Raw genomic sequence first — 26,318 nt, forward strand, 5'->3', positions numbered from 1 at the left:
CGAAAACTGGTAAATGCTTAGGCCTTTTTCAGGTATTTGATCAGATGCTTTTCCAGGTAGCCTGTGCCGGTTGTCAGTTTTTCGTAACCCACCCATGTTTCTACAATTACACCTTGCGGCGAAATGATGTAGAAGCCCGGAAAGCTCGGTGCACGGTACTTTAACATGGTTTTGCCACGGAGGCCAGTACCATCGTTGAGGCTTACCCAGGTTACTTTTTCATCTTTGATACCCTTTAGCCATTCGCCTTTTTTATCAGCGGAGAAGGTTATCACATTTAGTTTGTTTTTATACTTTTTGGTCAGCATCCGCAACTCATCCGCGGAGGCCACGCAGGGGCCGCAGTGTACCGATGAAAAATCGAGCAGGATGTACTTACCGGTGTAGCTGGAAAGCTTGTGAGTTTTACCTGCAGCATCATAAGCTTCAAAATTGTAAATTTTGTCGCCAACCTTTAGTTCTACTATTTTGTCGATGTTTTTTAAACCGTTTAATTTATCGGGATTTTTGGAAGAAGCCTGCGCACAAAGCACGGCTGGGCTCATCATCGATAACAAAAATATCAGATGCCATTTTTTCATCGTATTACACATATATCTCGCCCTTTAAATAAGTAACGGCCTTACCGGCCATCAGCACCCGGTCGCCTTTAAGTTCGCACCAAAGCTCGCCTTTACGGGCGCTAACCTGGTAGGCATGCAAAATGTTTTTGCCTAAGCGCGCAGCCCAGTAAGGTATCAAATTGCAATGCGCCGACCCGGTTACCGGGTCTTCGGGTACTCCTGCAGCGGGCGCAAAAAAACGCGACACGAAGTCAACCTTTTTGCCCGGCGCGGTAACAATGATGCCGAGCGTATCTATTTTGGCTAATGCAGAGTGATCTGGAATGATGTTTAAGATATCATCTTCGGTTTCGTAAACCAGCATATAATCGCGCGAGCGAAATACTTTTAAGGGTTTCTTACCGCCCAAAGCCGCTACCAAACCTTCGGGGGTATCTGCCGCGAATGGTGGCCTTGATGGGAAATCCATGGCGTATTTATCGCCATCGCGCTTTACCGCCAGGGTACCGGCTTTTACCGTCTCGAAATAAATAGTGTCACCTTCATACCCCAGTTCCGTAAAAATAATATGTGCCGAGGCAAGGGTGGCGTGGCCGCAAAGGTCTATCTCCAGTTCGGGCGTAAACCAGCGCAGCAGGTAGCCGGTGGAGTTCTTTACAAAAAAGGCGGTTTCGGCAAGGTTATTCTCCAAGGCTATTTTTTGCATCACAGCATCGGGCAGCCAATCGTTCAGCGGACAAACAGCAGCCGGGTTGCCGCCGAACAACTCATCGGTAAAGGCATCGGCCTGGTAAATTGGGATGGTCATGGTAAAATTGGTAATTACTTCCCGCTAAGATAACCGTAAGTAATTAATTCGCTGTTATCGTTGATGTGTTTTGTTACGCCATCGGCTAATAAAATCACTTTATCGCTTACTTCTAAAATATTGTAATACTGGTGGTCGGTTACGATGATGCCTTTGCGTTTGGCGCAGGCGCGTATCACGGGCTTAAACTCTTCGGCCTGGATGGGGGAGATGTGCGTAAAAGGCTCGTCGAGCAAGATAAAATCGGCACGGCTATGGATTATCAACATCGTTTCCAGTTGACGTAGCTCCCCGCCCGAAAGTTCGTGGATCTTTTTACCTGCATTACGCTGGAAGAGGGGTAATGCTGTAAACTCAGCCCAAGATTGCGGGTCCACTATTTGTTTTGCCAGCTTTTCTATCTCAATACCCGCAGGTAAATAATTATGCTGCGGCAGATAGGCGATACGGTTGTTGTGGTAGCCCTTGTGAATAAACTGATCATCTATACTTACATACCGGTAATTTGCCTCCAGCGTGCCGAAGATGATCTTGAGCAAGGACGATTTTCCGCAGCCATTCCGCCCCAGTAAACCTATTACCTCGCCCTGTGTGCAATTTAAGTACACACTCTGTAAGATCTTGCGCCCGTCGAACTCCAGTTGTACACTATCTACTTTTAATGTTTTCATCGTTTTATTAAAATAAAAGTAGCGAGCATGGCAGAATAGATGGCGATGTCTACAGCGTACACATAAGCATACATCCGCCGGATGCTGTACCCGGCATTGCGGTAATACATGTATACATTTTTAGCGGTGTAACTTTGCAGGTAGGTGGTAGAGGCATACCCTATCAGCTTAAAAAAGAAAACTAAACCGGCTACTTTCACCCCGTTTATGCCAATAAGCCACAAACAGGCAAAACTAAACGCGAGGTTCCAAAGGAATATGGGTTTATAAAAGTACCAAATGAGCTTTCGGATATCAGACATTGAATGGATTGCGAGCAGGATTGAATGGATTGCGAGCAGGTGGACAATCGCTAAACGCAATCTGTAAATTGATATTGCGTAGAAGGAACAATCGGGCATAAAAAAACCTCCGCTGTTTGGGCGAAGGTTTTTAATATTGGTTGGGCAATTATCCCAGGTACGATTTCAGGATCTTACTTCTTGAGGTGTGGCGTAAGCGTTGTAATGCTTTGTCTTTTATCTGGCGTACACGCTCGCGGGTTAAATTAAACTTTTCGCCAATTTCTTCCAGCGAAAGTGGGTGGCTACTCCCCAGGCCGAAGAATAGCACGATAATCTCGCGCTCGCGCTCGGTTAGGGTCGATAAAGAGCGCTTTATCTCTTCTGATAAAGATTCGTTTATCAGTATCGAATCGGTGTTAGGCTCTTTGTTTTCCAATACATCCAGCAAGGTGTTTTCCTCTCCCTGCACAAAGGGTGCGTCCATACTTACGTGGCGGCCGCTGTTGCTCAGCGTATCAGATATCTTGTCTACGGTGGTTTCCAGCATATCGGCCAATTCTTCGGGCGATGGCTCACGCTCAAATTCCTGCTCTAACTTGCTGAATGCCTTGCTTATTTTGCTTAAAGAACCTACCTGATTTAAAGGTAAGCGCACTATACGACTTTGCTCGGCAATAGCCTGCAAAATAGACTGGCGGATCCACCAAACAGCGTATGAAATGAATTTAAATCCCTTTGTTTCATCGAAGCGCTTGGCCGCTTTTATCAGGCCCAAATTTCCTTCGTTTATAAGATCGCCAAGGGTAAGGCCCTGGTTTTGATATTGTTTAGCAACAGACACCACAAAGCGAAGGTTGGTTTTAGTTAACCGTTCTAATGCGGCCTGGTCGCCCTCGCGTATTTTTTGAGCTAAGATTACTTCTTCTTCGGCAGTGATCAAATCAACTTTACCAATTTCGTGCAGGTATTTGTCGAGGGATTGCGACTCACGATTGGTAATGGATTGCGTTATTTTGAGTTGTCTCATCTATTTAGTTAAACCTCAATTCTGTTTTTTAGAATGGAACGTGCAAAGTTATATTTTTGTTTCTTAAAGTTAAAAAACGCCGTTGCTAAAATGCAATATTTATTGATATTTTAAAAGCAATTTTAAAGTTTATCCAAGCTAAAAGTTTCTTTTATCCTGATGCCTTTTTCGGTTTGCTGCAAAGTACAGCACTCGTTTACCGGGTCGTGTTCCAGATACAATATGTACTCCTTTTCCACTGCTTCGTTCCAGTAAATTTTACGTTCCTCCAGCGTTTTCAGCGGGAACATATCATAGGCCATTACATAGGGTAGAGGCAAGTGCCCTACCGAAGGCAGCAGGTCTGCCATGTATAATATTTGCTTCCCTTTGTAATTTATTAACGGCAGCATCATGGCATCCGTGTGCCCGTAGGCCAGGCGGATACTGATATCGTCGGTAAATTTTGCGCCGTTCAGGGCATCAATAAACCGCAATTGCCCGCTCTCTTGTATTGGTAAAATATTCTCTTTCAGAAAGGACGCTTTCTCCCTGTCGTTAGGGTTTACTGCCCAGTCCCAATGCTGCGGGTTGCTCCAATAGGTCGCATTTTTAAAAGCCGGTTTCAGTAGCTCGCCATCGCGTAAAACCGCGCCGCCCACGTGGTCGAAATGGAGGTGGGTGAGGAACACGTCGGTAATATCGTCTCTATGAAAACCTTTGGCGGCTAATGAGCTATCCATCGTAGCATCGCCGTGCAGATAGTAATGACTAAAGAACTTCTCACTCTGCTTATTGCCGATGCCGGTATCTATCAATATCAGCCGATCGCCGTCTTCTACCAACAGGCAGCGCATAGCCCAAGTACAAAGGTTGTTCTCGTCGGCAGGGTTGGTTTTTTGCCAAATGGATTTTGGCACCACGCCAAACATGGCCCCGCCATCCAATTTAAAAAAGCCAGTATCAATAGTATGGAGATTCATAATTAAAGCGAATTGGGAACACGAATTTCATAAATTGGTGCGAATTGCACGAATTTAATTAAGCCAATTGCAGTAATTAAAACGGTGCCCTGGCTAAAATGGCAATAACTGATATAATTTACGGGGAATAAAATAACTCTTAATACGTGTTAATTTCTTAAAACTGTAATTTCATAAACATTGTTGTAATTCTGAACAAAAGCTCAAAACCGCTATGGAAAATAAGGAAGGCATAAAAGTCGAAAAACAAGATCATCAGCCCGGGATAGAACTGGATAAACAGGTTTTCCTGGTGGTGTTTCTTGCCTTGTATACTTAAATATAATCAGTTATCAATCAATACATTAAAGCCTCAAGTTAATCCTAAACAAAAAACACCAGCTGGTTAGTGCTAATGTTTCTTGTTTGAATAAATAGTGTTGTGCAACCGCTGCTACCGGGAAGGAACGCAATAGATTTAGTTTTGGATACCGGGTGGAGCAGCGCTGGTTTAGCGCTGCTGCTTTATGCTATGTAACTCGGTGCCGAGGATCCTGGTCTCAAATTCGGTGATGGGGTACTTGCTTTCAATTAGTTTGAGCAGCATGTTTACGGCTATTTCGCCCATCTCGAAAGCCTTTTGCCTGATGTAAGATAATTCCGGTTGTAACAGGTCCACAACATCAGAATTGGAGAACCCCAGTACCATTATTTCTTGCGGATCGAACTTTAGCTTCTTTAATGCCCGGATGCAGGATATGCTGATCCTATCACTCGTAATAAATATCGCGTCCGGCTTATCCCTTACGGACAATAACTCATTTACAGCATCCTCCACTTCCTGGTCATCGCTGCCACCTTTAAGGCAGTTCCTGATGAGGTCGGGTCTCAGGGGAATGTCGTTTTCAAGCAATGCTTTTTGGTAGCCGGCGAAGCGTTCGTTGGTAATGGATAACCGGGGCGCGTTGGCCAGTAAAGCGATTTTCTTACAGCCCGACTTAATAAGTGATAACGTAGCTTCGTACGATGCGTTAAAATTATCGGAGGTAACCTTAAAGGTATCTATTTCGGCAATTATCCTGTCGAAAAAAACGATCGGCAAGCCATCTTGGTGAAGCCTTTGCAAAAAGGTATAATCAGCTGTGCCGGATGACATCGAGATCAGCAAACCATCAACAGAACGATTGGCCAAATGATCTACGTTGATGAGTTCCCGTTCGGATGAATCGTGTGTTTGTGTAATGATGGTATGATATCCTTTTTCATACGCAATGGACTCAATACCGGCTATCGCCTGCGAAAAAAAGCTGTTAGCAAGTTCGGGCACAACAATGCCGATGGAATAACTGCGCCTGTTTTTGAGACTCACCGCATTAGGGTTCGATTTGTAATTCACCGACTTGGCATAATCCACCACAATTTTTTTGGTACCCGCGCTAATTTCATATTCATCCCTTAAAGCCCTTGAAACGGTTGAGGGAGAAAGCTTAAGCGCAAGGGCGATATCTTTTATGGTGGCCGGTTTATACATTCCTGACGAAGCTAAACACAATTATATGGATAATAAAATATTCTCTGAGTCATTGTGTTTAACCGGAGGAGGGAAAGTATTAACGATATGCAGCTAACCTTCGGCAGCCTGAATTCTAATTTTGTATCATTACATTTTTTAACATAAACATATACTTTAACTAATCTGTAGTTCATATTTAATGGCGTGCTTGCGCCCCAAATACCATGAGAAAAATTCTATTCGGCCTAACGGCTATACTGCTTGGGGCAACTGTAAGTTTCGCCCAGGCTCCCGATCCTCATTATCAATTGGTTAACGCGGGGAATTGGGTTAAATCAAAAAATTATTACCTGCTTACTTTGTTCGAACAAGATAAAGCGGCGAATGCCCTGCTCAAAGCCGATCCGCAGCTGGCGCAGCTAACACAGGCCAAGCTTAACGCCTTGCAAACCTCGCTTGTCAACTGTAAAGACGGGCTGTGCCTGCCCGCGCAGCTTAAATTCAGCGATGATGAAATTAACACGGTGAGCGCCCGGCTGTTTGCCCTTTACAAAGATGGCAACGCATTGGGCAGCCTGGTGAAAACACAACTCATCCCATCCGGCACTTATATATTATACAATACCGGCAAACCGGAGGAACTGCTAGTGAAAGCCTGGGAACAGGATGCCGCTGCGGTTAACTACACCATAGCGGTGTACGCCGAAGGGAAGAAACCCAATTACCCTGTTATAGATTCTATCAGTTTTAACACCGCCAACAAGGGCCATTATACTTTAATGTACGATTGCTCCACGGTTGTATCTGCGGAGATTAAAAACACCCGCCTGTTTTTTGAACCAGCGCTGCAAGCGGCCTTAACTTACCTGCAGATAAACGAAAGGCAGGACGCTGCCGGCTACGAGCCAATGGCCACAACGGCCAACAAGGCGGCATTCGAGCGCGTAAAAACCATTAAGTGGGATAAGTTTGCCTATTCGCACATACTGGTGCCTGGTGCAGGCCCCGATAATTTAACCACGCCGCTGAGCGGTGAGGGGATGCTTCGCTGCAGGCTTGCCGCTATGCAATACCGGTTGGGTAAAGCGCCTTTCATCGTAGTTTCGGGCGGGGCGGTGCATCCGTTCAAAACAAAAAATAATGAGGCAGTGGAAATGAAGATCTACCTGCTCAAAACCCTGCACATCCCCGAGAGAGCGATCATTATTGACCCTCACGCACGCCATACCACAACCAATATCCGCAACGATGCCCGGTTGGTGTTCAGATACGGCATTCCGTTTAGTAAACCCGGCTATATTGTAACCGATAAAGCGCAAATGGATTTTATTATGACGATGGCCGGGCGCTGCCAGAAAGAACTCAATTATGTACCTTATAAACTGGGTAAACGCATCTCGGAAACTGAACTGGTGTTTTATCCGCTGATCGAATCCTTACAAATAGATCAGGATGAGCCCCTTGATCCATAGCAACCATGGAAAAGAAATTTATACTCATTGCCGTGCTTTGCGCCATACTTACAGCATTTACCAATGCAGGTATAGATACCACTTTACAACGGCAATAACTATCGACTCCCTGGGTGCCTGCCAGGGTATCTCTTATCAAAACGGGCGCATTTTTTTATATGGCGATAGGGAAGTAGGCATGATACGTGAGTTTAAAATGCTGAACGATAGTTTGATTTACCAGCAGCACGAGATAAAATTAACCTAAAACGGGCAGGACCTGATCAACCACCCAACCGGCATCGTTTACAACGGAACTTCACCTACTTTCATCGGCAACTCTATCCGTTTACAATGTAGACTGGGCAGGGCTGAAAAAAACCGGTACGCTGGATAGCAACCTAATCCACAGCAGATTACGGCAACCACGGTAATAGTTAAGTTTTTCTACTTCCTCACCTGCCCATTACCCTTTACCACCCATTTATAACTTGTTAACTCTTCCAGCCCCATTGGGCCGCGGGCGTGCAGCTTTTGGGTGCTGATGCCAATTTCGGCGCCAAGGCCAAATTGCGCGCCGTCGGTAAACCCGGTAGAAGCGTTTACATAAACCGCGGCCGCATCTACCCGGTTCAGGAAGGTTTCGATATTGGTTTCGTCCTCAGATATAATGGCTTCACTGTGTTTGGAACTGTTAATGGCGATATGCTCCAACGCTTCCTGGAAGGTATCAACCGTTTTTACCGACATCTTCATCGACAGAAATTCTGTACCGAAATGTTCTGGCTGCGCTACATGGAGCAGGTTGGCGGGATAGGTTTCTTTTAAAATGGCGTATGAACGTTTATCTGCAAACACCTCAACACCTTTTTCTGCCAAGGGCTTTGCGATTGTGGGCAGATCAGCTAAGCGCGTGGCGTTAATGATCAAACAATCCAGCGCGTTACAAACGCTTACCCGGCGGGTTTTGGCGTTGTCTACTATGGCCGTAGCTTTTTCCAGGTCGCCGCTTTCATCCAGGTAGGTATGTACAATACCCGCCCCGGTCTCAATCACCGGTACTTTGCTGCTATTGCGCACATGATTTATCAGCGACTGGCTACCTCTCGGTATCAGCACATCAACGTAGCCTACCGCGTTTAAAAGGGCCTCTGTGGCCTCGCGTTCTACAGGCAGGAGGGTAGCAGCATTTACATCTATATGATGAGCTGATAGTACGCCGTGAATTATACCTATAATGGCACGGTTAGAAAAATCGGCATCGCTGCCGCCTTTTAATAGGCTGATGTTGCCGGTTTTAAAACACAGCGCAAATACATCGAACGTAACATTTGGCCTTGCCTCGTAAATTACACCTACCACACCAAGAGGTACGCGTATTTTGGAGATCTGCAGGCCGTTGGGCATGGTTTTATCAGATAGTATGGCTCCGAGCGGACTGGCCAAACCGGCTACACTTTTAATATCGTTGGCAATATCCTGTATCCGCACGGCGGTAAGGGTAAGTCGGTCGTATTTAGGGTCAGCCGGATCCATACGATCCAAATCCTTTTTATTTTCGCGGAGCAGGTGATCGGTTTGTTCAACAGCCGCTTGGGCTACATCAAGCAGAATGGCGTTTATAGCGGCAGGGGCGAGGCTGAGGCTTCGGCCAGCTTTTACCGCGTTTTCAAAATAATATGTGTAATCCATGTTATCCCTGTAAATAAAGATAGTCATAATGCACCAGCGCGCGCTGGTTTTTTTTGCCGGTAAACTCGCGGGCCTTGTCGGCACCGTATTCGGCGAGGCCGAGGCCTATCACTTTGTTATTCTCGTCTACGATTTTAATGATCTCGCCTTTTTTAAAGTCCGACAGCACCTTAATAATGCCCACCGGTAGCAGGCTGGATGCTTTGCTGGAAATTAGTACGGTTTTGGCGCCCTCGTTCACTTGCACCACCCCCGTAGCGGCGGTTTCAGAGTGTGCTATCCATTTCTTTTTGCCCGATGCTTTTTTGGTTGGCACAAAACGAGTGTGTATCACGTTGTTATCCAGCACATCAAGCAAAATATTATCAGTGGTGCCGTTGGCAATGTGGACCGCTATACCCAGCTGGGCCGTTTTTTGCGCGATGGTTGATTTGGTGATCATGCCGCCGCGGCCAAACTGCGAACGGCTGGTACTTACAAAGGACGAAAAATCGATACCGTCGCCTTTCACCTCCTCAATAACCGCCGAGCCGGGTAGTTTTGGGTCCCCATCATATATGCCGTTTACGTTAGTCAGCACTATTAAGGCCTGCGCGTTCAGCATGGAGGCGATAAGCCCGGCCAGTTCGTCGTTATCGGTAAACATCAGTTCGGTTACCGATACCACGTCGTTCTCGTTTATAACGGGTATTACCTGGTGCTGCAGCAAAATCTCCAGGCAGTTGCGCATGTTTAAGTAGTGCAGCCTGTCGCGGAAATCTTCTTTGGTAACCAAAACCTGTGAGCAGAGGATCTTAAATTTTTCGAACAAATTAGAGTACGTATTGATGAGCTTCACCTGCCCGATGGAGGCCAGTAACTGGCGTGTGGCAACGGCGTCGTATTTATCGGTAACGTTGATGAGGCTACGCCCGGAAGCGACTGCGCCCGAAGAAACCAAAATTACTTCGGTACCATGTTTTTTGATGGCGGCTATCTGGTCAACCAGATGGGCTATCCGTTCGGTATCCGGCAAGCCGTTTGGGCCGGTAATTACGTTGGAACCTATCTTGATAATAACACGCCGGTAATTGAATGACATTAATGTAGATTAAATTAGTCGTCAATAATAGGGAATTATGAGGGAAATACGATATTTATGTTCAGGTTTTAAGAGGGAAAGGTATCATGCGGACGGGTTAACTTCGTCATCTATCTTTAAAGCCTTCCATATTTGCCTAGATACGGAGGCTTTTTCGGCAACAAGTTTTGCTTTGGCATCCGCGGCGTCGGCAATCAGCAAATTATCTTTGTAGTAATAGTACTCATAATAATAACCCCAAAAACGCATAAACTGTTCGTCGTCCGTTTGTAGAAGCCTGGCATGTTTAATATCGATATTCTTTGCGGAGCTGTCTGCCGTATATTGTGCCATCATCGCCAGCATTGCTTCTTCTATTGCACCAGCTTTGCCTTTGCTTATTAAGCGCTGATAACGTGCCCGGTCGGTAAAAAAGATCCCCGTTTTTGTGGGTAGCGTGGTTGCCAATACCAGCGCTAAAGAGCATGCGCCTGCTGCTATCCAAAAAGCACTTGCCAAATCCGGTTCACAATAAATTCCGATTAAAATTCCCGTTACACCGAAAAAAAGAGAAGCCAACGGGCCGGCAATTACTAAACGCGCAAATTTTTTGCGGTTTTCTGCACTTTGCTGTACCGGCATTGTTGCCGCCACGCCGCCCATCATCCCCAGGTCTTTATTTAAATAAACCTTAATGCGGCCGTTTTCGCGTTTGATGCCCAACAGGCCAACTATAAATAACTCGAAGCGGAAACCCTGTGCCAACCCGGTTAACAGGTGCCCAAGTTCGTGTATAGCTATGGCAATAAATAAGGCCACTATGGTTATTCCCCCAACTAACAATCCGTTCGGCTTTTCGCCTTTCGGGAACAGGGCAAAGCCCAACGCGGAAGCATCGGCAGTAAGTAAAAGTAAAAAGGCAACTACGAGGAAAGGTTTAAGCCGGGTAAGTTTCATCTGCCTATTGGATTTTAAATACCATATTTAGTTACGGCAAGAGTAATATTTTGTGAGAGGGACACCAACCGTAAAGGGCAGTGGCTTACCGAAATAAAGAATTTTAGGCGTAAATATTATTTTTTAGCATAAATATTTGGATGCTAAAAAAGATTTAATAATTTTGTCTATATATTCTATAGACAATGTATTATTTAGTTACATCATCATCGGTCCATACCTTACGAATGCAGTGCCCAACTGTATGCTGTTGTTGTTAATTAGTTGACACGCAACCTATCACAATCCATTTTTGATTTCTTTCAACCTAATTACATGAAAATTTATACAAATTTTATAAAACTTACTGTGCTGTTTTTACTGCTCGTCCCGACGGTGGGGCTGGCCCAGTTAAACGGTAGTTACATTTTAAGCGGTAAAGTAAACGACGATCACGGCTTGCCGCTGGTAGGTACAACAGTTACCATTAAAGGCACTACAAACGCCGCCATAACAGACACAACCGGTAAATTCAGTTTAACCACCAGCAGCAAATTGCCGTTTACTTTGGTGTTTACAGCCGTTGGGTATCAGCCTCAGGAATTTTACATTAAGAATGCCAACAGCGCGGTGAATATACAGCTTACCTCGCAGTCGCTATTAATAAACGAGGTAGTGGTTACCGCATCCCGAAGGGAAGAAAAACTGCTGCGTTCGCCGGTGGCCATTGAAAAGCTGAGCATTAACGCGCTTAAACAATCGCCGGGCCCAAGCTTTTACGATGCATTGGAGAATGTAAAAGGCGTGCAGATGACCACCACCAGTATTACGCTAAAAGTGCCAAACACCCGTGGATTTAACAGCCCCAATAACTTTAGGTTTATGCAACTGGCGGACGGGGTAGATATGCAATCGGCCACGCTGGGCGTACCGCTTGGTAATGCCATTGGCCCAACCGAACTGGATATAGCCAGTATAGAGATCACCCCCGGCGCTGCCGCGGCTTTATACGGTACCAACGCCATCAATGGCTTATCAAACTTGTTCACCAAAGATGCCTTTAAATACCAGGGTTTAAGTTTTTATCACCGCAGCGGTATTAACCACGTGGGCGATAACCTTGGCTCGAGCGCATTGACCGAAGATGCATTCAGGTTTGCAAAAGCATTTAATAATAAATTCGCGTTTAAAGTAAACGCGAGCTATTTAAAAGGGACGGACTGGCAATCGAACAGCCGCCTGGATCAAAACCCTACCAACCTGAAAACGGCTAACCCCGCTTACCCGGAATTAACCGGAACAAGCAACGCCGCTTATGATGGCTGGAACAAATATGGCGATGATGCGCTTGCAGGGAGTAACACCGTATCTATAAAAGGTATTGTTGTTGATGGCGTTGCCCGCCCCAACCTAACGGTTGCCCGTACAGGTTATAACGAAGTTGACCTGGTAAACCCGAATGTAACCAACCTGAAACTGGATGGTACGCTGGCCTATAAGTTAACCCCTAACACTACCTTATCATATACTTACCGTTACGGCAGGATGGATGGTGTTTTTCAGCGTGGTAACAAGATTTCTTTGAACGGCGCTACCGTGCAAAACCACAAAGTGGAATTGAAAGGCAAGGATTTCCTGGTGCGTGCTTATGAATCGATAGAAAATACAGGCAACTCCTTCAACGTGAAACCACTTGCAGATAATCTGGATTTAAAGCACGCAGCCAATTCTGTATGGGGAACTACGTTTAAAAGTGCACTTACTACCTATGCAAATGCTAACGGCGGACTAAAATCAACCAACCTTGCTGCCGCTGAAGCATTTGCCCGCGCCGCAGCTGATAAAGGCAGGGTAGAACCCGGCACGCCGGAATTTGATGCTTTGCGTAAAACCATTATCGGTATCAATAACTGGGATTTTAAATCGAACCTGATCCCTAATGCCCCGGCTACCGGTGGCGCGGCTTTGGTTCAAAAGAGCCATCTGTTTAACGGTGAGGCCCAGTGGGACCTAACCAGCAAAGTTAAATTTGTAGACCTGCTGGTTGGTGGTGATGTGCGTGTGTACCAGATCATCCCGGATGGTAATAACTTTGTGGATTTCAGCCGCAGTATAGCTGATCGTAACACACCTTTAGCTGATGGCAGCTTTGGCGAAAACGTTATCTACAAAAAATACGGCGCGTTCACACAGGTTACCAAGACCTTTTTCGAAGAGAAGTTGAAATTATTCGGCTCGGTACGCTGGGATTATAACCCGTATTTCGACCCAAAATTCACACCTCGTTTGGCAGCTGTTTACTCGCCTAATCAAAATCATAATTTCAGGTTCACCTTCCAGAACGGTTACCGCTTCCCTTCGTTGTTCGAGTCCTTATCCTACGTAAACAATGGCCGCGTGAAACGTGTAGGCAGTTTGCCTTTCATCAACGAAGGCTTGGGTTACCTGGAGAACAGCTATACACAGCAGTCTGTAACGGCGTTTAACAATGCTGTTAAAGCAGCCTCTACCACTGGTTCGGATGCAGCCGCGTTAGCTAACCGCAACCTGCTGCAGGTCGCCGATCTTCCGAAAGCACGCCCGGAGCAGATCACTTCGTTCGAGTTAGGTTATAAAGGCATCTTTGTTAATAACAAGGTATTCCTTGATGTAGATGCTTATGCCAACCGCTACAATGGCTTTTTAGGCCAGGTGCAAGTGTTTGTGCCGAATAGTACCACAGTGGGCTCAGATGCGGCGGTGTTAGCCATGCTTGATGTCAACCGCGACCCTACAACCGCTACTGCCACCAACGCCGCAAGTAATGGACAAAGCCGCTACCGTGTTTATACCAATGCCAAAAATATCTACAACAACTACGGTTCCTCTTTAGGGTTGACATATAATTTCTACAAGCGCTACACCGTATCGGGTAACGCCAGCTTCAACAAGCTGAAGACGCAGGAAACCTCAGATATTTTCGTAACCGGTTTTAACACGCCAAAATGGTCGGGTAACTTCTCTTTCGGTAACCGCGAGGTGGTGAAGAATGTAGGTTTCAATATCGTTTACAAATGGCAGCAGGCATTCCTGTGGGAGAGCCCGCTGGTAACCGGTAACGTACCGTCTATCCACACGTTTGATGCCCAGGTTACGTTACGCATTCCAGAATACTATGCTACGTTCAAGATCGGTGCAACCGATATTTTTAACAAGCGCTATATCCAATACGCAGGTGGCCCAACTATCGGCGGCATTTATTATGCTTCGGTTACGCTGGATGGTTTGCTGAGCGGAAGTGGAAAGTAGCCCATAGACCATGGTAGATAGTCCATGGATCGAAAGATTTTTATTTAGGTTTAATTTAGTTTTAAAAAGCGGGCAAGCGAGTTGCCCTCTTTTTTTTTGTTTGCGATGCGATTAATCCCAGCTATCGCCTTTGCTTTCCACCTTTGGTTGAGGAATTTCCTTCAGTTTAATTATCGATCCGTTTTGATGGTCTATCTTCATCTCATAAGTACCATCGTCACCGGCCCCGGCCATCACCGTCCCCAAAACACCAAACATGGCACCTGCAACAATTACACCGGCGGTATTGGCTGGTGTTTTGGCCATGCCCGTAAAGATAAATTCGTCCTTCACCTTTGTAAGCGGGTAAAAACCGTACGATGTGCAGATATACGGCTCCCTTTGTAAACAACCGCGTAAGTTTTTTTCAACTTAACATCCCTTAGTTTGCCTTTTTCGTCGGGCGATTTTACGTTTCCTTCAAAAAGATAATCATTTACTACCCTTATTTCTTTATCCGGCACCTGATCTTTAAAAGATCGGTAAGTTAGGTACAACCCATCGGCATAAGCACCGGTATTGTATACTTTAATGGCACGCTTTTCTACGCTATCGATATGTGTAACGTCGTTATAAGTATAAACCAAAGCATCAGTTCGGGGCGCAATAATAAGGCTCGATTTGATGAACGCGGTTAGTTGCTGGCTCCCCGCACGCAATATTTTGTTGGTAACATCTAAAGAAGAACGTAAATGGATAAGGGTGTCTATAGAATTTATCTTTTGATATGCAGCGCCATTCCTCGTATACATTTCGGCTTTTATAGCACAGTAACCGTTTTCGCCAAACGCTCCGGTTATTTCCAAAAAATTGAATTGCCTTACCTGGAGCAGTAACTCGCCATTGTTTGCAGTAGAATCAACCAGAGAACCCAGTATTAGCTTAACTTCTGCCAGAAACGGATCTTGAGAAATTACTTTTCCGTTCCTGTTAAAAGCTCCCGTTTGCACAATTCCAAAACTGCTGGTATCTGCACGTGTATCTGCAAGGATTATAGAATTATATAAACTGTGGCTTATTTTAGCCTCAGATAGCGTAAACTCAAAATTAACGTTCTTTTGCGCATAGGCGTTCGCACAAAAAAGTACAAGGAGGATTGGTGAAATAGTCTTTTTATACATTGTGATAGAGTTCAGTCCAGCCAAAGTTAAAATGTTCAGATTAAAATAAACCATTTTAAACAACAAACCCCGTACGAGTTGCACCTCGCACAGGGTTTTTCTGCTCACTATAACAGAATATAATTGGTAATTATATCTAATCTACGGCCTGCCTTAGTATCAGTGCGCCTACGGTAACATTGGTGCGGCTATCAATAATGATAGCGCCCCCGTTGGCTTTGTTGAGCTGGTAAGGGTCAAAGGCTAATGGCTCGGCGGTTTTAATAACAATACGGCCGATATCATTCAGTTTAAAATCCTCGGCGTGATCTTTCTCGAGGGTGTTGATGTTCACTTTATAAAGTACCTCGCTTATCTTACAGCGGATGGTTTTGGTGTTGTGCTGCACCAAATAGGTGAGGGTAGTATCCAGCGGGCGGGTATCCATCCAGCACAGATCAGCCTCTATGAGGTTTGATAACTGCGGCTGCCCGGCGCTGTTTACAATGATATCGCCACGGCTGATATCGATATTATCCGTTAGATGTACCGTTACCGACATGCCTGCTATCGCCTCCTCTGGTGTTTTGTCGTAAAATTCAATTTTGGATATGGTCGAGCTAAATCCGGATGGTAATACAGTAACCTTGTCATTTACCTTGAACGAACCGCTGGAAACACGACCGGCGTAACCGCGGTAATCATGCAGTTCATCGGTTTGCGGTCGTACCACCCATTGTACCGGTAGGCGGGCGTGGGCAGAGGTATCGTCTATCTCCAGTTCTACATTTTCTAAATGGGTAAGCAAACTGTCGCCGGTATACCAGCTTATTTTTGCCGATGGGTAAACAATGTTATCGCCCTTTAAAGCGCTCACCGGGATGTAGGTAACATTTTTTAACCCAACTTTTCCGGCTAATACTTTATAATCGGCCACAATGCTGTTGAACACATCTTCGCTGTAATCCACCATATCCATCTTGTTTACTGCAACCACTACCTGCTGGATCTGCAGCAGCGATACCAGGAATGAGTGACGAGTAGTTTGCTCGATAACGCCTTTACGGGCGTCTATCAGAATAATGGCCAGGCCCGCGTTGCTTGCACCGGTAACCATGTTGCGGGTGTATTGGATGTGCCCCGGTGCATCGGCAATGATAAATTTGCGTTTGTCGGTCTCAAAGTATTTGTATGCAACATCAATAGTAATGCCCTGCTCGCGCTCGGCTTTAAGGCCGTCGGTAAGGATGGCAAGGTCTATGCTGCCGTCGTCGTTTTTACGGTTGGACGCGTGGAGGGCTTCCAGCTGGTCTACCAATATGGCTTCGCTATCGTACAACAGGCGGCCTATCAATGTGCTTTTGCCATCGTCTACACTGCCTGCGGTTATAAATTTTAGTATATCCATTTTTTCAATTTCGGATGTCGAATTTTCAATTTCGAATTTAATTTCCCTCTTGAAAGAGGTTAGGGGTGTGTTTCTTTGTTCTTAGCTTTGCTAACACACCCCTGGGATGTTAGTGCTTTTTGTTCTGTTGTGCTGCCCCTCTCGAGCGCGGAACTGTGGTTCTGCTCTTGTAAGCTGGCGGTGGGGACACCGCCAGTAGGGAGGAGCCCCCTGAGGCGGTGTCCCCACCGCCGACTGCTAACCCTTAAAAGTACCCGCCTTTTTTCCTGTCTTCCATGGCGGCTTCGCTTACTTTGTCGTCCATGCGGGCGCCGCGTTCGCTTATTTTGGATGATGCTATCTCGTGGATAATATCGTCTATCTCGAAAGCGTAGGATTCAACAGCCGCGGTACAGGTCATGTCGCCAACGGTGCGGAAGCGTACGTTCTTGCTCTCTATTTTGTCGTCGGCATCCATGTTTAAAAACGGTGACGCCGCCATTAGCTGCCCGTTACGGGTGATACAATCGCGCTGGTGCGCAAAGTATATGGTTGGCAAAGGGATGTTTTCGCGGCGGATGTAGTTCCACACGTCCAATTCCGTCCAGTTGCTTATCGGGAACACGCGTACGTTCTCTCCTTTGTGGATCTTACCGTTGTAGATGTTCCAAAGCTCGGGGCGCTGGCGTTTAGGGTCCCACTGGCCAAACTCATCACGAACCGAAAAGATGCGTTCCTTGGCGCGGGCCTTTTCTTCATCGCGGCGGGCACCACCAATACAAGCATCGAACTTGTGCTTGGCTATGGTATCCAATAAAGTTACCGTCTGCAAAGCGTTACGACTGGCGTTCTTGCCTTTTTGCTCAATCACTTTACCCTCATTAATACTATCCTGTACATGGCCTATGATCAGCTTTTCGCCAATACGGGCAACCATTTCATCACGGTAGGTAATGGTTTCTTCAAAATTGTGCCCGGTATCTATGTGTACCAGCGGGAAAGGGAACTTGCCCGGTCGAAAGGCCTTCATGGCCAAATGCACCAGGGTAATAGAATCCTTACCGCCCGAAAACAACAGCGCGGGTTTTTCAAACTGCCCGGCTACTTCGCGCAAAATATAAATGGCCTCTGCCTCCAACTCGTCCAGGTAATCTAACCGGTATTTACTCATTCCTTTAAATCATTTAGTTCAACTGCATGTAATCCGCATTCTTTTTTGCTTTGGTCTTCCCACCACCAACGCCCGGCCCTAAAATCTTCGCCGGGTTGTACCGCGCGGGTACAAGGTGCGCAGCCAATGCTGGGGAAACCCCTGTCGTGCAGTGTATTGTACGGTATATTGTATTGTTTGATGTATGCTTTTACGTCGTCCAATGTCCAGCCGAAAATAGGGTGGTACTTGAACAGATTGTTGCCGCCATCCCATTCCACGTTGCTCATGTCTTCGCGGTTGGCAGATTGATCGGCACGGATGCCTGTTACCCATAGTTTGTTGCCCGCTACGGCGCGATGAAGCGGCTCTATCTTACGGATGCCGCAGCATTGCTTACGGTTCTCTACCGATTCGTAGAAGCTGTTGGGGCCTTTGGCGTTCACCATAGCCTCCAAAGCGGTATGCTCGGGGTAATAGGCGTGGATAGGTTTGCCATAGATCTCCATGGTGCGGTTCCAAACGTAATACGTTTCGGGGAACAGCCTGCCGGTTTCCAGTGTGAAAACTTTGATGGGGATATTATTGGCGAAGATCATGTGCGTGATCACCTGGTCTTCCCAACCAAAGCTGGTAGAGAACACGATCTCGCCCGGAAACTCCGCTGCCAAAGCCTGCAAGGACGCGACAGTATCTTTGCCGTTGATTATTTGCGATATGTAAGAAGTATCGGCCACTATATTAATTTGAGTACGAAGTTAATAATGCTGCGCAAGCTGATGAGGATAACGATAACCGATACCGAGAACATGATGGCTTTTGCAGATATTTTATTAGAGATACGGGCGGCTATGGGCGATGCCAAAGCACTGCCGATAACCAAGCCTGCTACGGCTTCCCAATGCTTGCCATTAAGCATGGTAATAAAGGTTAGCGAGCTGGTAAGCGCGATAAAGAAGCGGGATAATTTTACCGTGCCTAAAGAGAAGCGCGGATGTCGGCCGCCGGCTATCAGGGTTGATAATACGATAGAACCCCAGCCACCACCTCCAACGGCATCTATGAAGCCACCGCCAAGGCCTAAAAGGCTGATGTTTTTTATTTTGCCTGAAGTTCGTTTACGGTTAAGATCGATGGCTTTTTTTAAGATTACAAAGCCCAATATCAGTGTGTATAATGATACAAGCGGTTTGGTGTATTGCGAGTAATGTTCTAAAGATGATAATAGGTATGCACCAGTTACCGCCCCAATTATACCCGGGACAAGCAACAGCTTAAACAATTTCCAGTTAACGTTCCCCATACGGTAGTGCATCCAGCCGGCAATGCCGTTGCTCATAATTTCCGATAAATGTACACCCATACTTGCCGAAGCAGGAGGGATGCCCATAGAAAGTGAGAAGGTAGTAGAGGTAACTCCGTATGACATGCCGATGGCCCCGTCGATCATCGCGAAAATGAAACCCGCACCTAAAAAGTAATAGAAAAGGGGGTTGATGTTTGCGACGAAGGCCTGGAAACCAGGTTCCTTCGACCATAGCGCTGTAATGGTGATAACAAGGAAGGCCACAAACGTGCCCCAAACTACCAGTTTTAAATTATTGTTGCTTGGCGGTTTTTCTCCACCTATTAAAACGGCGGTAACCCTGTTCAGTTCCTGAACTTTATAAGCAAAATCGCCGGAAAGGCTGTTTCTGATCTCGCTCATTTGCTGTAACGTGGTATCCAGTTCGGCGGGTAGTGCTTCGTTTAACACCTCTTTAAGGCGTTTAGCCACGGTTGGCGATTTGCCATTTGTAGAGATACCTATCTTCAGGTCGCCTTTTTGCACGATAGAACCCAGGTAAAAATCGCAAAGCTCCGGTTTATCTGCAACGTTAACCAGCAGTTTACGGTCATGTGCCGATTGGCGGATGTACCTGTTCAATTCGGCGTCATCTGTTGCTGCCATAGCCAGGTCGGCGCCGTCCAGGTCGGTATCGGCAAATGCTTTTTTTATGATAGTAAGCTTTGGCGTATTGGCGGCCAGCGCTTCTATTTGCGGCAGAAAGGTTTTAGAAATAACGGTTATAGCGGCACCTGGGCTATTTTGCAGCATGGCCGTAAGCTTTTCCAAGCCAACATTGCCACCGCCAACAAGCACCGTATGCAGGTTCTCCAGCTTCAAAAATACAGGGAACAATTGGTTGCCCTGTGGTTTTGGTGGAGGGATCTCCGTTAAATTTTTATTCCTGGGCAACAATGTCATAAAACTCTCTGATGGGCTGAAACTTTGGATGTAAAGATACTACCTCGCCAAATACAATTAATGCCGGCGAAGTAATTCCGTTCTCTTTGGCAACCTCGGCAATGGTACTTGCCACGCCAACTACCACTTTTTCGTCTTTTGTGCTGCCACTTTGTATTACGGCAACAGGCAGGTTGCGTTTGCCTTCGGCAATAAATATTTCTGCAATTTCGGCCAGTTTGTGGATCCCCATCAGCACTACAACCGTAGCATTGGTTTTGGCGGCTTCGTACAAGTCGGCAGAAACTTTACCATCGCTTGTGGTGCCGGTAACTACCCAAAAGCTTTCGCTCAATCCACGGTGGGTAACCGGGATGCCTTGTAGGCCAGGTACGCCGATAGAACTGGAAATACCCGGGATAACCTGTGCAGGGATGCTGTAATCTGCAGCATGGTCTAATTCCTCATAACCACGACCGAAAACAAACGGATCGCCGCCTTTTAAACGTACCACATGGCCATAGTTCAAGGCGTAATCTATCATCAATTTGTTGATGTTCTCCTGCGAGAAAGAATGATCGCCGCTGCGTTTGCCCACGTATACTTTGGTGGCATGTTCTGGGGCAAATTCCAATAATTCTTCGTTCACCAAAGCATCGTACAAAACCACATCCGCGGTTTGCAGGGCTTTGATGCCTTTTATAGTAATGAGTTCGGCATCGCCCGGGCCTGCGCCAACAAGTGTAATGCGCGGCTCTTTTAGGGTTTTTTTTGTTTGAGTTTGTATCATGATTGTAACACTGCCTCTCTTTTGTCTTTAACCGTTTGCAAAAATGCGGTGGCCTGCTCTTTATAGGCCGTTGCGAATGCTTCCGATGGTTCGTTTTTATTTATTTGCAGCACCAGTTCGCCAAAAGTACCATCGAAGGTAATTTCGCCGGTTGCTACGTAGCTGTTATCAAATTCTTTGATGATGCCGGATTGGGTGCTGCTGTTTACACCTTTATCAAGCAATAAAGCCTTAGCCGCGCTAATCATTGTGTTGTAGGAGTGATATATTGCATCGCTCCACAGGCCTTTGGCGTAAGCACCGTTTGCCCAGCCCAGTTTTTCGTCACTTTCGAATAGCAAGGTGGCAACCAGGTCTATAATTACACCGGCGCACTCACCCACGCCAATGGCGCTTACGTAAGTTTCCTGGTGGCCCCAGTCCACAAATTCATCGTCTGTAAGGGTGGTGAGGTCAGCAAGGGGTTTTAGCAGGCGGTAGAAGTAGTCTTTACCCTGCCTGTCGTAGTAGGCGTGGTAGGTTTCGTTTTCTTCTGCCAGTGTTTTGTAATCGTCCAGCACGGCACGTAAAGCATGTGTAGCACGTTTGGATGGTACCTTTATTACCCTATCGGCAGCGCGGCCTACGCCGTTGCCTACGGTACCACCGCCCAGCATTACCTGCACCGATGGCAGTACCCTGGCACCCGCTTTTAGCGAACTGCCGTGGAAGCCAATGTGTGCCAAACCATGCTGGCCGCAGCTGTTCATACAGCCGCTTATTTTTATCTTGATCTCTTTGTTGTAAATAAAATCTTCGTATTCGTTATAAATAAGATCTTCCAGCACCTTGGCCATGGTCATGCTATTGCTGATACCGAGGTTACAGGTATCAGTGCCGGGGCAGGTGGTAACATCTGCAATACTGTCAAAACCGGGTGTTGCAAAGTCTAAAGCGTTTAAACCTTCGTATAAGGCAGGCAGCGCTTCCTTACGGATGAATTTTAATAGTAAACCCTGGTTTTGCGTAATGCGGATCTCATCGCCAACATAAGGGCGAATGGCTGCAACCAATTTACGCGCCACATCGGTAGGGATATCGCCCACAGGTACTTTGATGAATACGCCAAAGAAACCGGCTTGCTTTTGTTCGAAAACGTTGGTAGCCAGCCATTGTTCGTAACGGAATGGGTTGGTAATTTCTATCGACCGGTACTCTGTAGCCTCTGGCAAAGCAGGTGTAGGAACCGTATCGCGATTGATAGGGTAGGTTTTTACTTTGATAGCGGTGCGCTCTTCCTGAGCCAGGCGCAACACTTCTTCTAAACCTATCTTTTGTATCAAATATTTTAAGCGGGCCTTGTTGCGGTTATTGCGCTCGCCGTAACGGTCGAACACGCGGATGATCGCTTCGGTGTAAGGTATCAGCTGATCTTCCGGCAGGAAATCTTCAACAGCACTTGCCAGTAAAGGCTGTGCGCCAAGGCCACCACCTAACATTACCTTAAAACCACGTTCTCCGTTTTCTTTCAGTTTTGGGATAAAGCCCAGATCGTGAATGTAAGAGAAAGCGGTATCCTCATCACTTGAGGAGAAGGAGATTTTAAACTTGCGGCCCATTTCCTGGCAGATAGGGTTCCTTAAAAAGTACTCGAAAGTCGCCTGCGCATAGGGTGATACGTCAAAAGGCTCCTTAGGATCGATGCCCGATGTGGGGGATGACGTCACATTCCTTACGGTGTTGCCGCATGCTTCGCGAAGGGTGATATCGTCACGCTCCAGTTCGGCCCAAAGTTGCGGAGTACGATCGAGGCTAACGTAATGGATCTGGATGTCCTGGCGGGTGGTGAGGTGCAGGTTGCTGCTTCCATACTCGTCAGATATATCGGCTATTTTTAATAATTGTTTAAAAGTAACCTTACCAAAGGGGAGTTTAATGCGCACCATTTGCACGCCGGGCTGCCTTTGGCCGTAAACGCCACGTGCTAAACGCAGGCTGCGGAACTTTTCATCATGTATCTTGCCCTCACGGAACGCACGGATCTTCCTTTCCAGGTCGATAATATCCTGCTCCACTATGGGGTTCTCCAGTTCGGTCCTGAAGCTCTGCATATTCGTATTTAATTTAGTTTGTTATAAAAAAGCCCCTTCGCTGTGGCTGAAGAGGCATATATTTTCAAATTTACATACTTACAACCACGGTTTATCGCTTTGCATACAGCAATACATCAGGTTGGCGTGATATGTGAAATTTGTTGTCATTTATTATTATGTCCCAAATATATACATAGTATAGGGGATTAGTAGAATTTATTTGAAAAAAATATAGATTGGATTTTTGGGATGATGAAATGGCTGGAGTTAGTGAAAGGACACGAAGGGTATATCTATGGTTTTTAACCGCGATATAACGGATTATTTATTAGCAAGGAGTTTACGCTTAATGTACCTGTTTGCCGGTACTTCGATATAACGGTTAATAAGCGTGGCGAGGATAATGATAACCGGCAGCGTAACCAGGAAGATGGACACCCATGTGTTTAACCGAAGCTGTTTAAAATTGATTAGAAGGGGAATTAATATGGAGTAGCCTAATAAATTATGAATAACATACAAGCTATAGGATATTTTACCAAGAAAGAGGGTTATCGGGTTGACAATGAACTTTAGAAGATCCTTACTGTACAGTACAAATATACCGAAGTATATTGCGAGTATTAACAGGTATTGGGCCTGGCTAAAATAATACACCTTGTTGGTATCGTAGTAGAAAAGCCCCTGGGTTACAAAACAAGCCGCAAGCAGTGTATACTGTGTATAGTTTTTTTGCCCGAATTTTATCTGGTAAAACGTTATGCCTGCAATAAAAAGGGGGAAATACACCAACAGGGGGCAATAGTGCAGCAACGCTTTAAAAACATCTAAGTATAAGGGCTTGATAATTAACAAACTTAACAGGCAACTTGCTATAACGACAAAGCCAATAAGCGTTATTTTTTTTAACCCCCCGGCAATGTATATCAATAGAATAAAAAGATAAAATAAGAGTTCGTAGATAAGCGTCCAATACACATTATCAATATCCTTTACATTAAAGTAATACTGAAGCATAGTTAAGTTTATGGCGTAGTCTTTAAAGCCCGGGAAAGTTAACGGTTGCCGGGTAGCCATGTGCCATGCCGTAAAAACACCAGCTGTAATAGTAACACATACCCAGTAGGCGGGGTAAATTCTTGCGAAACGGGATATTAAGAAACTTTTAGCCGTTTTCGACTTTTGAATAGTAAGGAAGATGACAAAACCGCTGATCAAAAAAAACAAGTCAACGCCGGTGCAACCGAACGTAAAAATATTTTGAAGCGGAGGCTTACCGGCAGTGTAGTGGAACAGCACCACGCTAATTGCGGCAATACCTCGTAACGAATCTAATTCGAGCAGCCGCTCTTTTGAATGCATGCCCAAAGATAGAAATTTGGGACACAAAAAAGCACCACCTTTAGGAAGTGCTTTCAATATCTCACGCAAAAAATCTTACGTCGTGTAGCCAAGTATCTTTAATACCTGCTTACTGTTTTGTTCCTCACCAAACACCTCAAAATTGAACGTTTCATCCCTGTTTCTGCGGATAATAACATGCTTAGGCGATGGTAACAAACAATGATGAATACCGCCATAGCCGCTCAATACTTCCTGGTAAGCGCCGGTGTTGAAGAAACCGAGGTATTGTACCTTACGGGTTTTCGGCATAAATACGCTGTTCATGTGGGCTTCCTGGTTGTAGTAATCCTGCCCGTCGCAGGTGATACCGCCAAGATTTACACGCTCGTATTCGTTGTCCCAGTTGTTTACCGGTAGTAGTATATATTTCTGATTTAAGGCCCAAACATCCGGTAGGTTGGTGATAAAACTGCCATCCAGCATCAGCCAGCGCTCGCGGTCGTTTTGTTGCTTGCGGCCCAGTACTTTATATAATATACCCGAAGCCTCGGCCACGGTGTATTTGCCAAATTCAGTAATGATATCCGGCTCCATGGTATCGTGCTCAGCACAAATTTCTTTAATACGGCTCACGATCTCGTTGATCATGTACTCGTAATCAAAATCGAACACCAATGAATCTTTAAAAGGCATCCCACCGCCAATATCCAATGTATCTAAAGCAGGGTTTACCTTTTTAAATTTGCAGTAAAGCGTAACATATTTCTCCAGCTCGTTCCAGTAATACGGTGTATCTGAAATACCCGAGTTGATGAAGAAATGCAGCAGCTTAACCTGGAAATTCGGGTTGTCCTCTATCTTGTTGTGATAAAAATCTATCACATCCTCCATACGAACGCCTAAACGCGAGGTATAGAATTGAGAATCCGGCTGCTCTTCTGCCGCTATACGGACGCCGAGATTACATGGGGTTTCCATTTCTATCTCATCATCGTACAGGTTAAATTCCTCTTTATTATCCAGCACGGGGATGATGTTGGTAAACCCGTCGTGCAGCATATCAATAATATACTGCTTGTACTGGAAGGTTTTAAAACCGTTGCAAATAACCGTAACGTCCTTATTCAGAGCACCTTTCTTCTCCAGTGCATCAATCATCGGCATATCAAAGGCCGATGAAGTTTCCAGGTGGATCTCGTTCTTTAAAGCTTCTTCCACAATATGCCTAAAGTGCGAGCTTTTAGTGCAATAGCAATATTTATAGCTGCCGCGATAGTTGTTTTTGATGATGGCCTGTTGGAATAACAGTTTTGCCTGTTGTATCTTTTTGGTGATCATGGGCAGATAAGTAAAGCGTAGGGGGGTGCCATACGTTTCAATCATCTCCATTAAATTAAGGTCCTGAAAGTAAAGTTCATCGTCGATGATCTCGAAACCATCCTGCGGGAACCCAACGCTTAAGTCAAGAAATTCCTGGTAACTCTGCATTTATTAAAATTTTGGCAAAAATGTAATTTTAAAACGGATTTTTGGCAAAAATGTTGGGCTAATTTATAGGCTCATTGTAATTTGTTTGCGAGAGTTTACCGAAGTGCTTTTTCGACCAATACCGCTATTTTTTTGAAAAACAGTATCCGGCTTTTCCAGTATCATCCGCTCATTTGCAGAAAAAAACGAAAAAGCGGCGATTTTACCTCCCAAAATTTGCTAAAATTTGTGCTTTTAAGGGCAAAAAATGGCAAAAAAAGGTCTTTTTACATCCCTTTTTACGACCTCTTTTTTGATCATTCGTTTCGCCGTAATTATTGGCGACGAGCCCATCGGACACTGGTTGCCTCTCTTTTATTTCTTTTTCTTTTGCAAGCCATCTTGCCTGATTTTGTTGGCCTCGTTTTTCAGCGCGTTATCGTCATTTACCTGGAGCTCGTTGCTTATTTGCTTAGTGGGTTTTACCCGTCGCTGCTTTTACTGAACC

23 protein-coding genes are annotated in these 26,318 nt (G+C 45.7%); 3 read left to right on the forward strand and 20 right to left on the reverse strand.

The features are described 5' to 3' along the window. Window positions 1-17: 17 nt before the first annotated feature. The 7 genes from EPL05_RS08595 to EPL05_RS08625 all read right to left on the reverse strand — a co-directional run bounded on the left by EPL05_RS08595 (window position 18) and on the right by EPL05_RS08625 (window position 5,825). On the reverse strand, window positions 18-581 hold the full coding sequence (locus EPL05_RS08595; RefSeq protein ID WP_166727670.1) for a peroxiredoxin family protein: 564 nt from the start codon (window positions 579-581) through the stop codon (window positions 18-20). A gap of 4 nt (window positions 582-585) precedes the next feature. Next, on the reverse strand, window positions 586-1,371 hold the full coding sequence (locus EPL05_RS08600) for a PhzF family phenazine biosynthesis protein (protein ID WP_128533527.1): 786 nt from the start codon (window positions 1,369-1,371) through the stop codon (window positions 586-588). Between the two features lie 14 nt (window positions 1,372-1,385). Then, window positions 1,386-2,042: an ATP-binding cassette domain-containing protein gene (locus EPL05_RS08605; protein WP_128533528.1), complete on the reverse strand. Its 657-nt coding sequence runs from the start codon at window positions 2,040-2,042 to the stop codon at window positions 1,386-1,388. Then, window positions 2,039-2,344: a hypothetical protein gene (locus EPL05_RS08610; protein ID WP_128533529.1), complete on the reverse strand. Its 306-nt coding sequence runs from the start codon at window positions 2,342-2,344 to the stop codon at window positions 2,039-2,041. Before EPL05_RS08610 ends, EPL05_RS08605 begins: the two co-directional genes overlap by 4 nt. A 148-nt stretch (window positions 2,345-2,492) precedes the next feature. Further along, on the reverse strand, window positions 2,493-3,353 hold the full coding sequence (locus tag EPL05_RS08615) for a sigma-70 family RNA polymerase sigma factor (RefSeq protein WP_128533530.1): 861 nt from the start codon (window positions 3,351-3,353) through the stop codon (window positions 2,493-2,495). Window positions 3,354-3,475: 122 nt separating this feature from the next. After that, on the reverse strand, window positions 3,476-4,315 hold the full coding sequence (locus EPL05_RS08620) for an MBL fold metallo-hydrolase (RefSeq protein WP_128533531.1): 840 nt from the start codon (window positions 4,313-4,315) through the stop codon (window positions 3,476-3,478). A gap of 490 nt (window positions 4,316-4,805) precedes the next feature. Further along, on the reverse strand, window positions 4,806-5,825 hold the full coding sequence (locus tag EPL05_RS08625; RefSeq protein ID WP_128533532.1) for a LacI family DNA-binding transcriptional regulator: 1,020 nt from the start codon (window positions 5,823-5,825) through the stop codon (window positions 4,806-4,808). A gap of 206 nt (window positions 5,826-6,031) precedes the next feature. Here EPL05_RS08625 and EPL05_RS08630 point away from each other — a divergent pair, with 206 nt between their 5' ends. Together EPL05_RS08630 and EPL05_RS08635 are read left to right on the forward strand one after the other, a co-directional pair. Further along, window positions 6,032-7,279, forward strand: a complete 1,248-nt coding sequence (locus tag EPL05_RS08630) for a YdcF family protein (RefSeq protein WP_128533533.1) — start codon at window positions 6,032-6,034, stop codon at window positions 7,277-7,279. Beyond that, window positions 7,260-7,526, forward strand: a complete 267-nt coding sequence (locus EPL05_RS08635; protein ID WP_128533534.1) for a hypothetical protein — start codon at window positions 7,260-7,262, stop codon at window positions 7,524-7,526. Before EPL05_RS08630 ends, EPL05_RS08635 begins: the two co-directional genes overlap by 20 nt. A gap of 179 nt (window positions 7,527-7,705) precedes the next feature. Here the strand turns inward: EPL05_RS08635 and EPL05_RS08640 are convergent, their stop codons facing one another. The 3 genes from EPL05_RS08640 to EPL05_RS08650 all read right to left on the reverse strand — a co-directional run bounded on the left by EPL05_RS08640 (window position 7,706) and on the right by EPL05_RS08650 (window position 10,967). Continuing rightward, window positions 7,706-8,950, reverse strand: a complete 1,245-nt coding sequence (locus tag EPL05_RS08640) for a glutamate-5-semialdehyde dehydrogenase (RefSeq protein WP_128533535.1) — start codon at window positions 8,948-8,950, stop codon at window positions 7,706-7,708. A 1-nt stretch (window position 8,951) separates the two neighbouring features. Further along, window positions 8,952-10,031 carry a glutamate 5-kinase gene (gene proB / locus EPL05_RS08645; RefSeq protein WP_128533536.1) on the reverse strand — a complete coding sequence of 360 codons (1,080 nt, stop codon included), beginning with the start codon at window positions 10,029-10,031 and terminating at the stop codon, window positions 8,952-8,954. Window positions 10,032-10,115: 84 nt separating this feature from the next. Further along, on the reverse strand, window positions 10,116-10,967 hold the full coding sequence (locus tag EPL05_RS08650) for a M50 family metallopeptidase (RefSeq protein ID WP_128533537.1): 852 nt from the start codon (window positions 10,965-10,967) through the stop codon (window positions 10,116-10,118). Between the two features lie 315 nt (window positions 10,968-11,282). Between EPL05_RS08650 and EPL05_RS08655 the strand changes: the two genes are divergently transcribed. After that, window positions 11,283-14,234, forward strand: a complete 2,952-nt coding sequence (locus EPL05_RS08655) for a TonB-dependent receptor (protein ID WP_128533538.1) — start codon at window positions 11,283-11,285, stop codon at window positions 14,232-14,234. Window positions 14,235-14,345: 111 nt separating this feature from the next. On the opposite strand, the gene EPL05_RS08660 is transcribed toward EPL05_RS08655, so the two are convergent. The 10 genes from EPL05_RS08660 to EPL05_RS08705 form a co-directional block, all read right to left on the reverse strand. Further along, entirely contained in the window at window positions 14,346-14,567 is a 222-nt protein-coding gene (locus tag EPL05_RS08660; RefSeq protein WP_128533539.1) for a hypothetical protein, read from the reverse strand. Next, window positions 14,564-15,394: a hypothetical protein gene (locus tag EPL05_RS08665; protein ID WP_166727671.1), complete on the reverse strand. Its 831-nt coding sequence runs from the start codon at window positions 15,392-15,394 to the stop codon at window positions 14,564-14,566. Before EPL05_RS08665 ends, EPL05_RS08660 begins: the two co-directional genes overlap by 4 nt. Window positions 15,395-15,530: 136 nt before the next feature. Beyond that, entirely contained in the window at window positions 15,531-16,781 is a 1,251-nt protein-coding gene (locus EPL05_RS08670) for a sulfate adenylyltransferase subunit 1 (protein ID WP_128533541.1), read from the reverse strand. 244 nt (window positions 16,782-17,025) lie between these two features. Continuing rightward, window positions 17,026-17,931 carry a sulfate adenylyltransferase subunit CysD gene (gene cysD / locus EPL05_RS08675; protein WP_128533542.1) on the reverse strand — a complete coding sequence of 302 codons (906 nt, stop codon included), beginning with the start codon at window positions 17,929-17,931 and terminating at the stop codon, window positions 17,026-17,028. Beyond that, the gene (locus EPL05_RS08680) at window positions 17,928-18,647 is read right to left on the reverse strand and encodes a phosphoadenylyl-sulfate reductase (protein WP_128533543.1); all 720 of its coding nucleotides are present in this window, start codon (window positions 18,645-18,647) and stop codon (window positions 17,928-17,930) included. The genes cysD and EPL05_RS08680 overlap by 4 nt, the downstream gene beginning before the upstream one ends. Beyond that, window positions 18,647-20,158: a TSUP family transporter gene (locus EPL05_RS08685; protein ID WP_128533544.1), complete on the reverse strand. Its 1,512-nt coding sequence runs from the start codon at window positions 20,156-20,158 to the stop codon at window positions 18,647-18,649. Before EPL05_RS08685 ends, EPL05_RS08680 begins: the two co-directional genes overlap by 1 nt. Continuing rightward, a complete protein-coding gene (gene cobA, locus EPL05_RS08690) occupies window positions 20,136-20,927 on the reverse strand; it encodes a uroporphyrinogen-III C-methyltransferase (RefSeq protein ID WP_128533545.1) in 792 nt (263 codons plus the stop codon). Before cobA ends, EPL05_RS08685 begins: the two co-directional genes overlap by 23 nt. Continuing rightward, a complete protein-coding gene (locus EPL05_RS08695) occupies window positions 20,924-23,017 on the reverse strand; it encodes a HEPN domain-containing protein (protein ID WP_128533546.1) in 2,094 nt (697 codons plus the stop codon). Before EPL05_RS08695 ends, cobA begins: the two co-directional genes overlap by 4 nt. A gap of 303 nt (window positions 23,018-23,320) precedes the next feature. Beyond that, window positions 23,321-24,361: an acyltransferase family protein gene (locus EPL05_RS08700; protein WP_128533547.1), complete on the reverse strand. Its 1,041-nt coding sequence runs from the start codon at window positions 24,359-24,361 to the stop codon at window positions 23,321-23,323. A 75-nt stretch (window positions 24,362-24,436) separates the two neighbouring features. Beyond that, window positions 24,437-25,831 carry an arginine decarboxylase gene (locus EPL05_RS08705; protein WP_128533548.1) on the reverse strand — a complete coding sequence of 465 codons (1,395 nt, stop codon included), beginning with the start codon at window positions 25,829-25,831 and terminating at the stop codon, window positions 24,437-24,439. Window positions 25,832-26,318: the final 487 nt, after the last annotated feature.

The organism is Mucilaginibacter gilvus (assembly GCF_004054195.1).
GTDB lineage: Bacteria > Bacteroidota > Bacteroidia > Sphingobacteriales > Sphingobacteriaceae > Mucilaginibacter > Mucilaginibacter gilvus.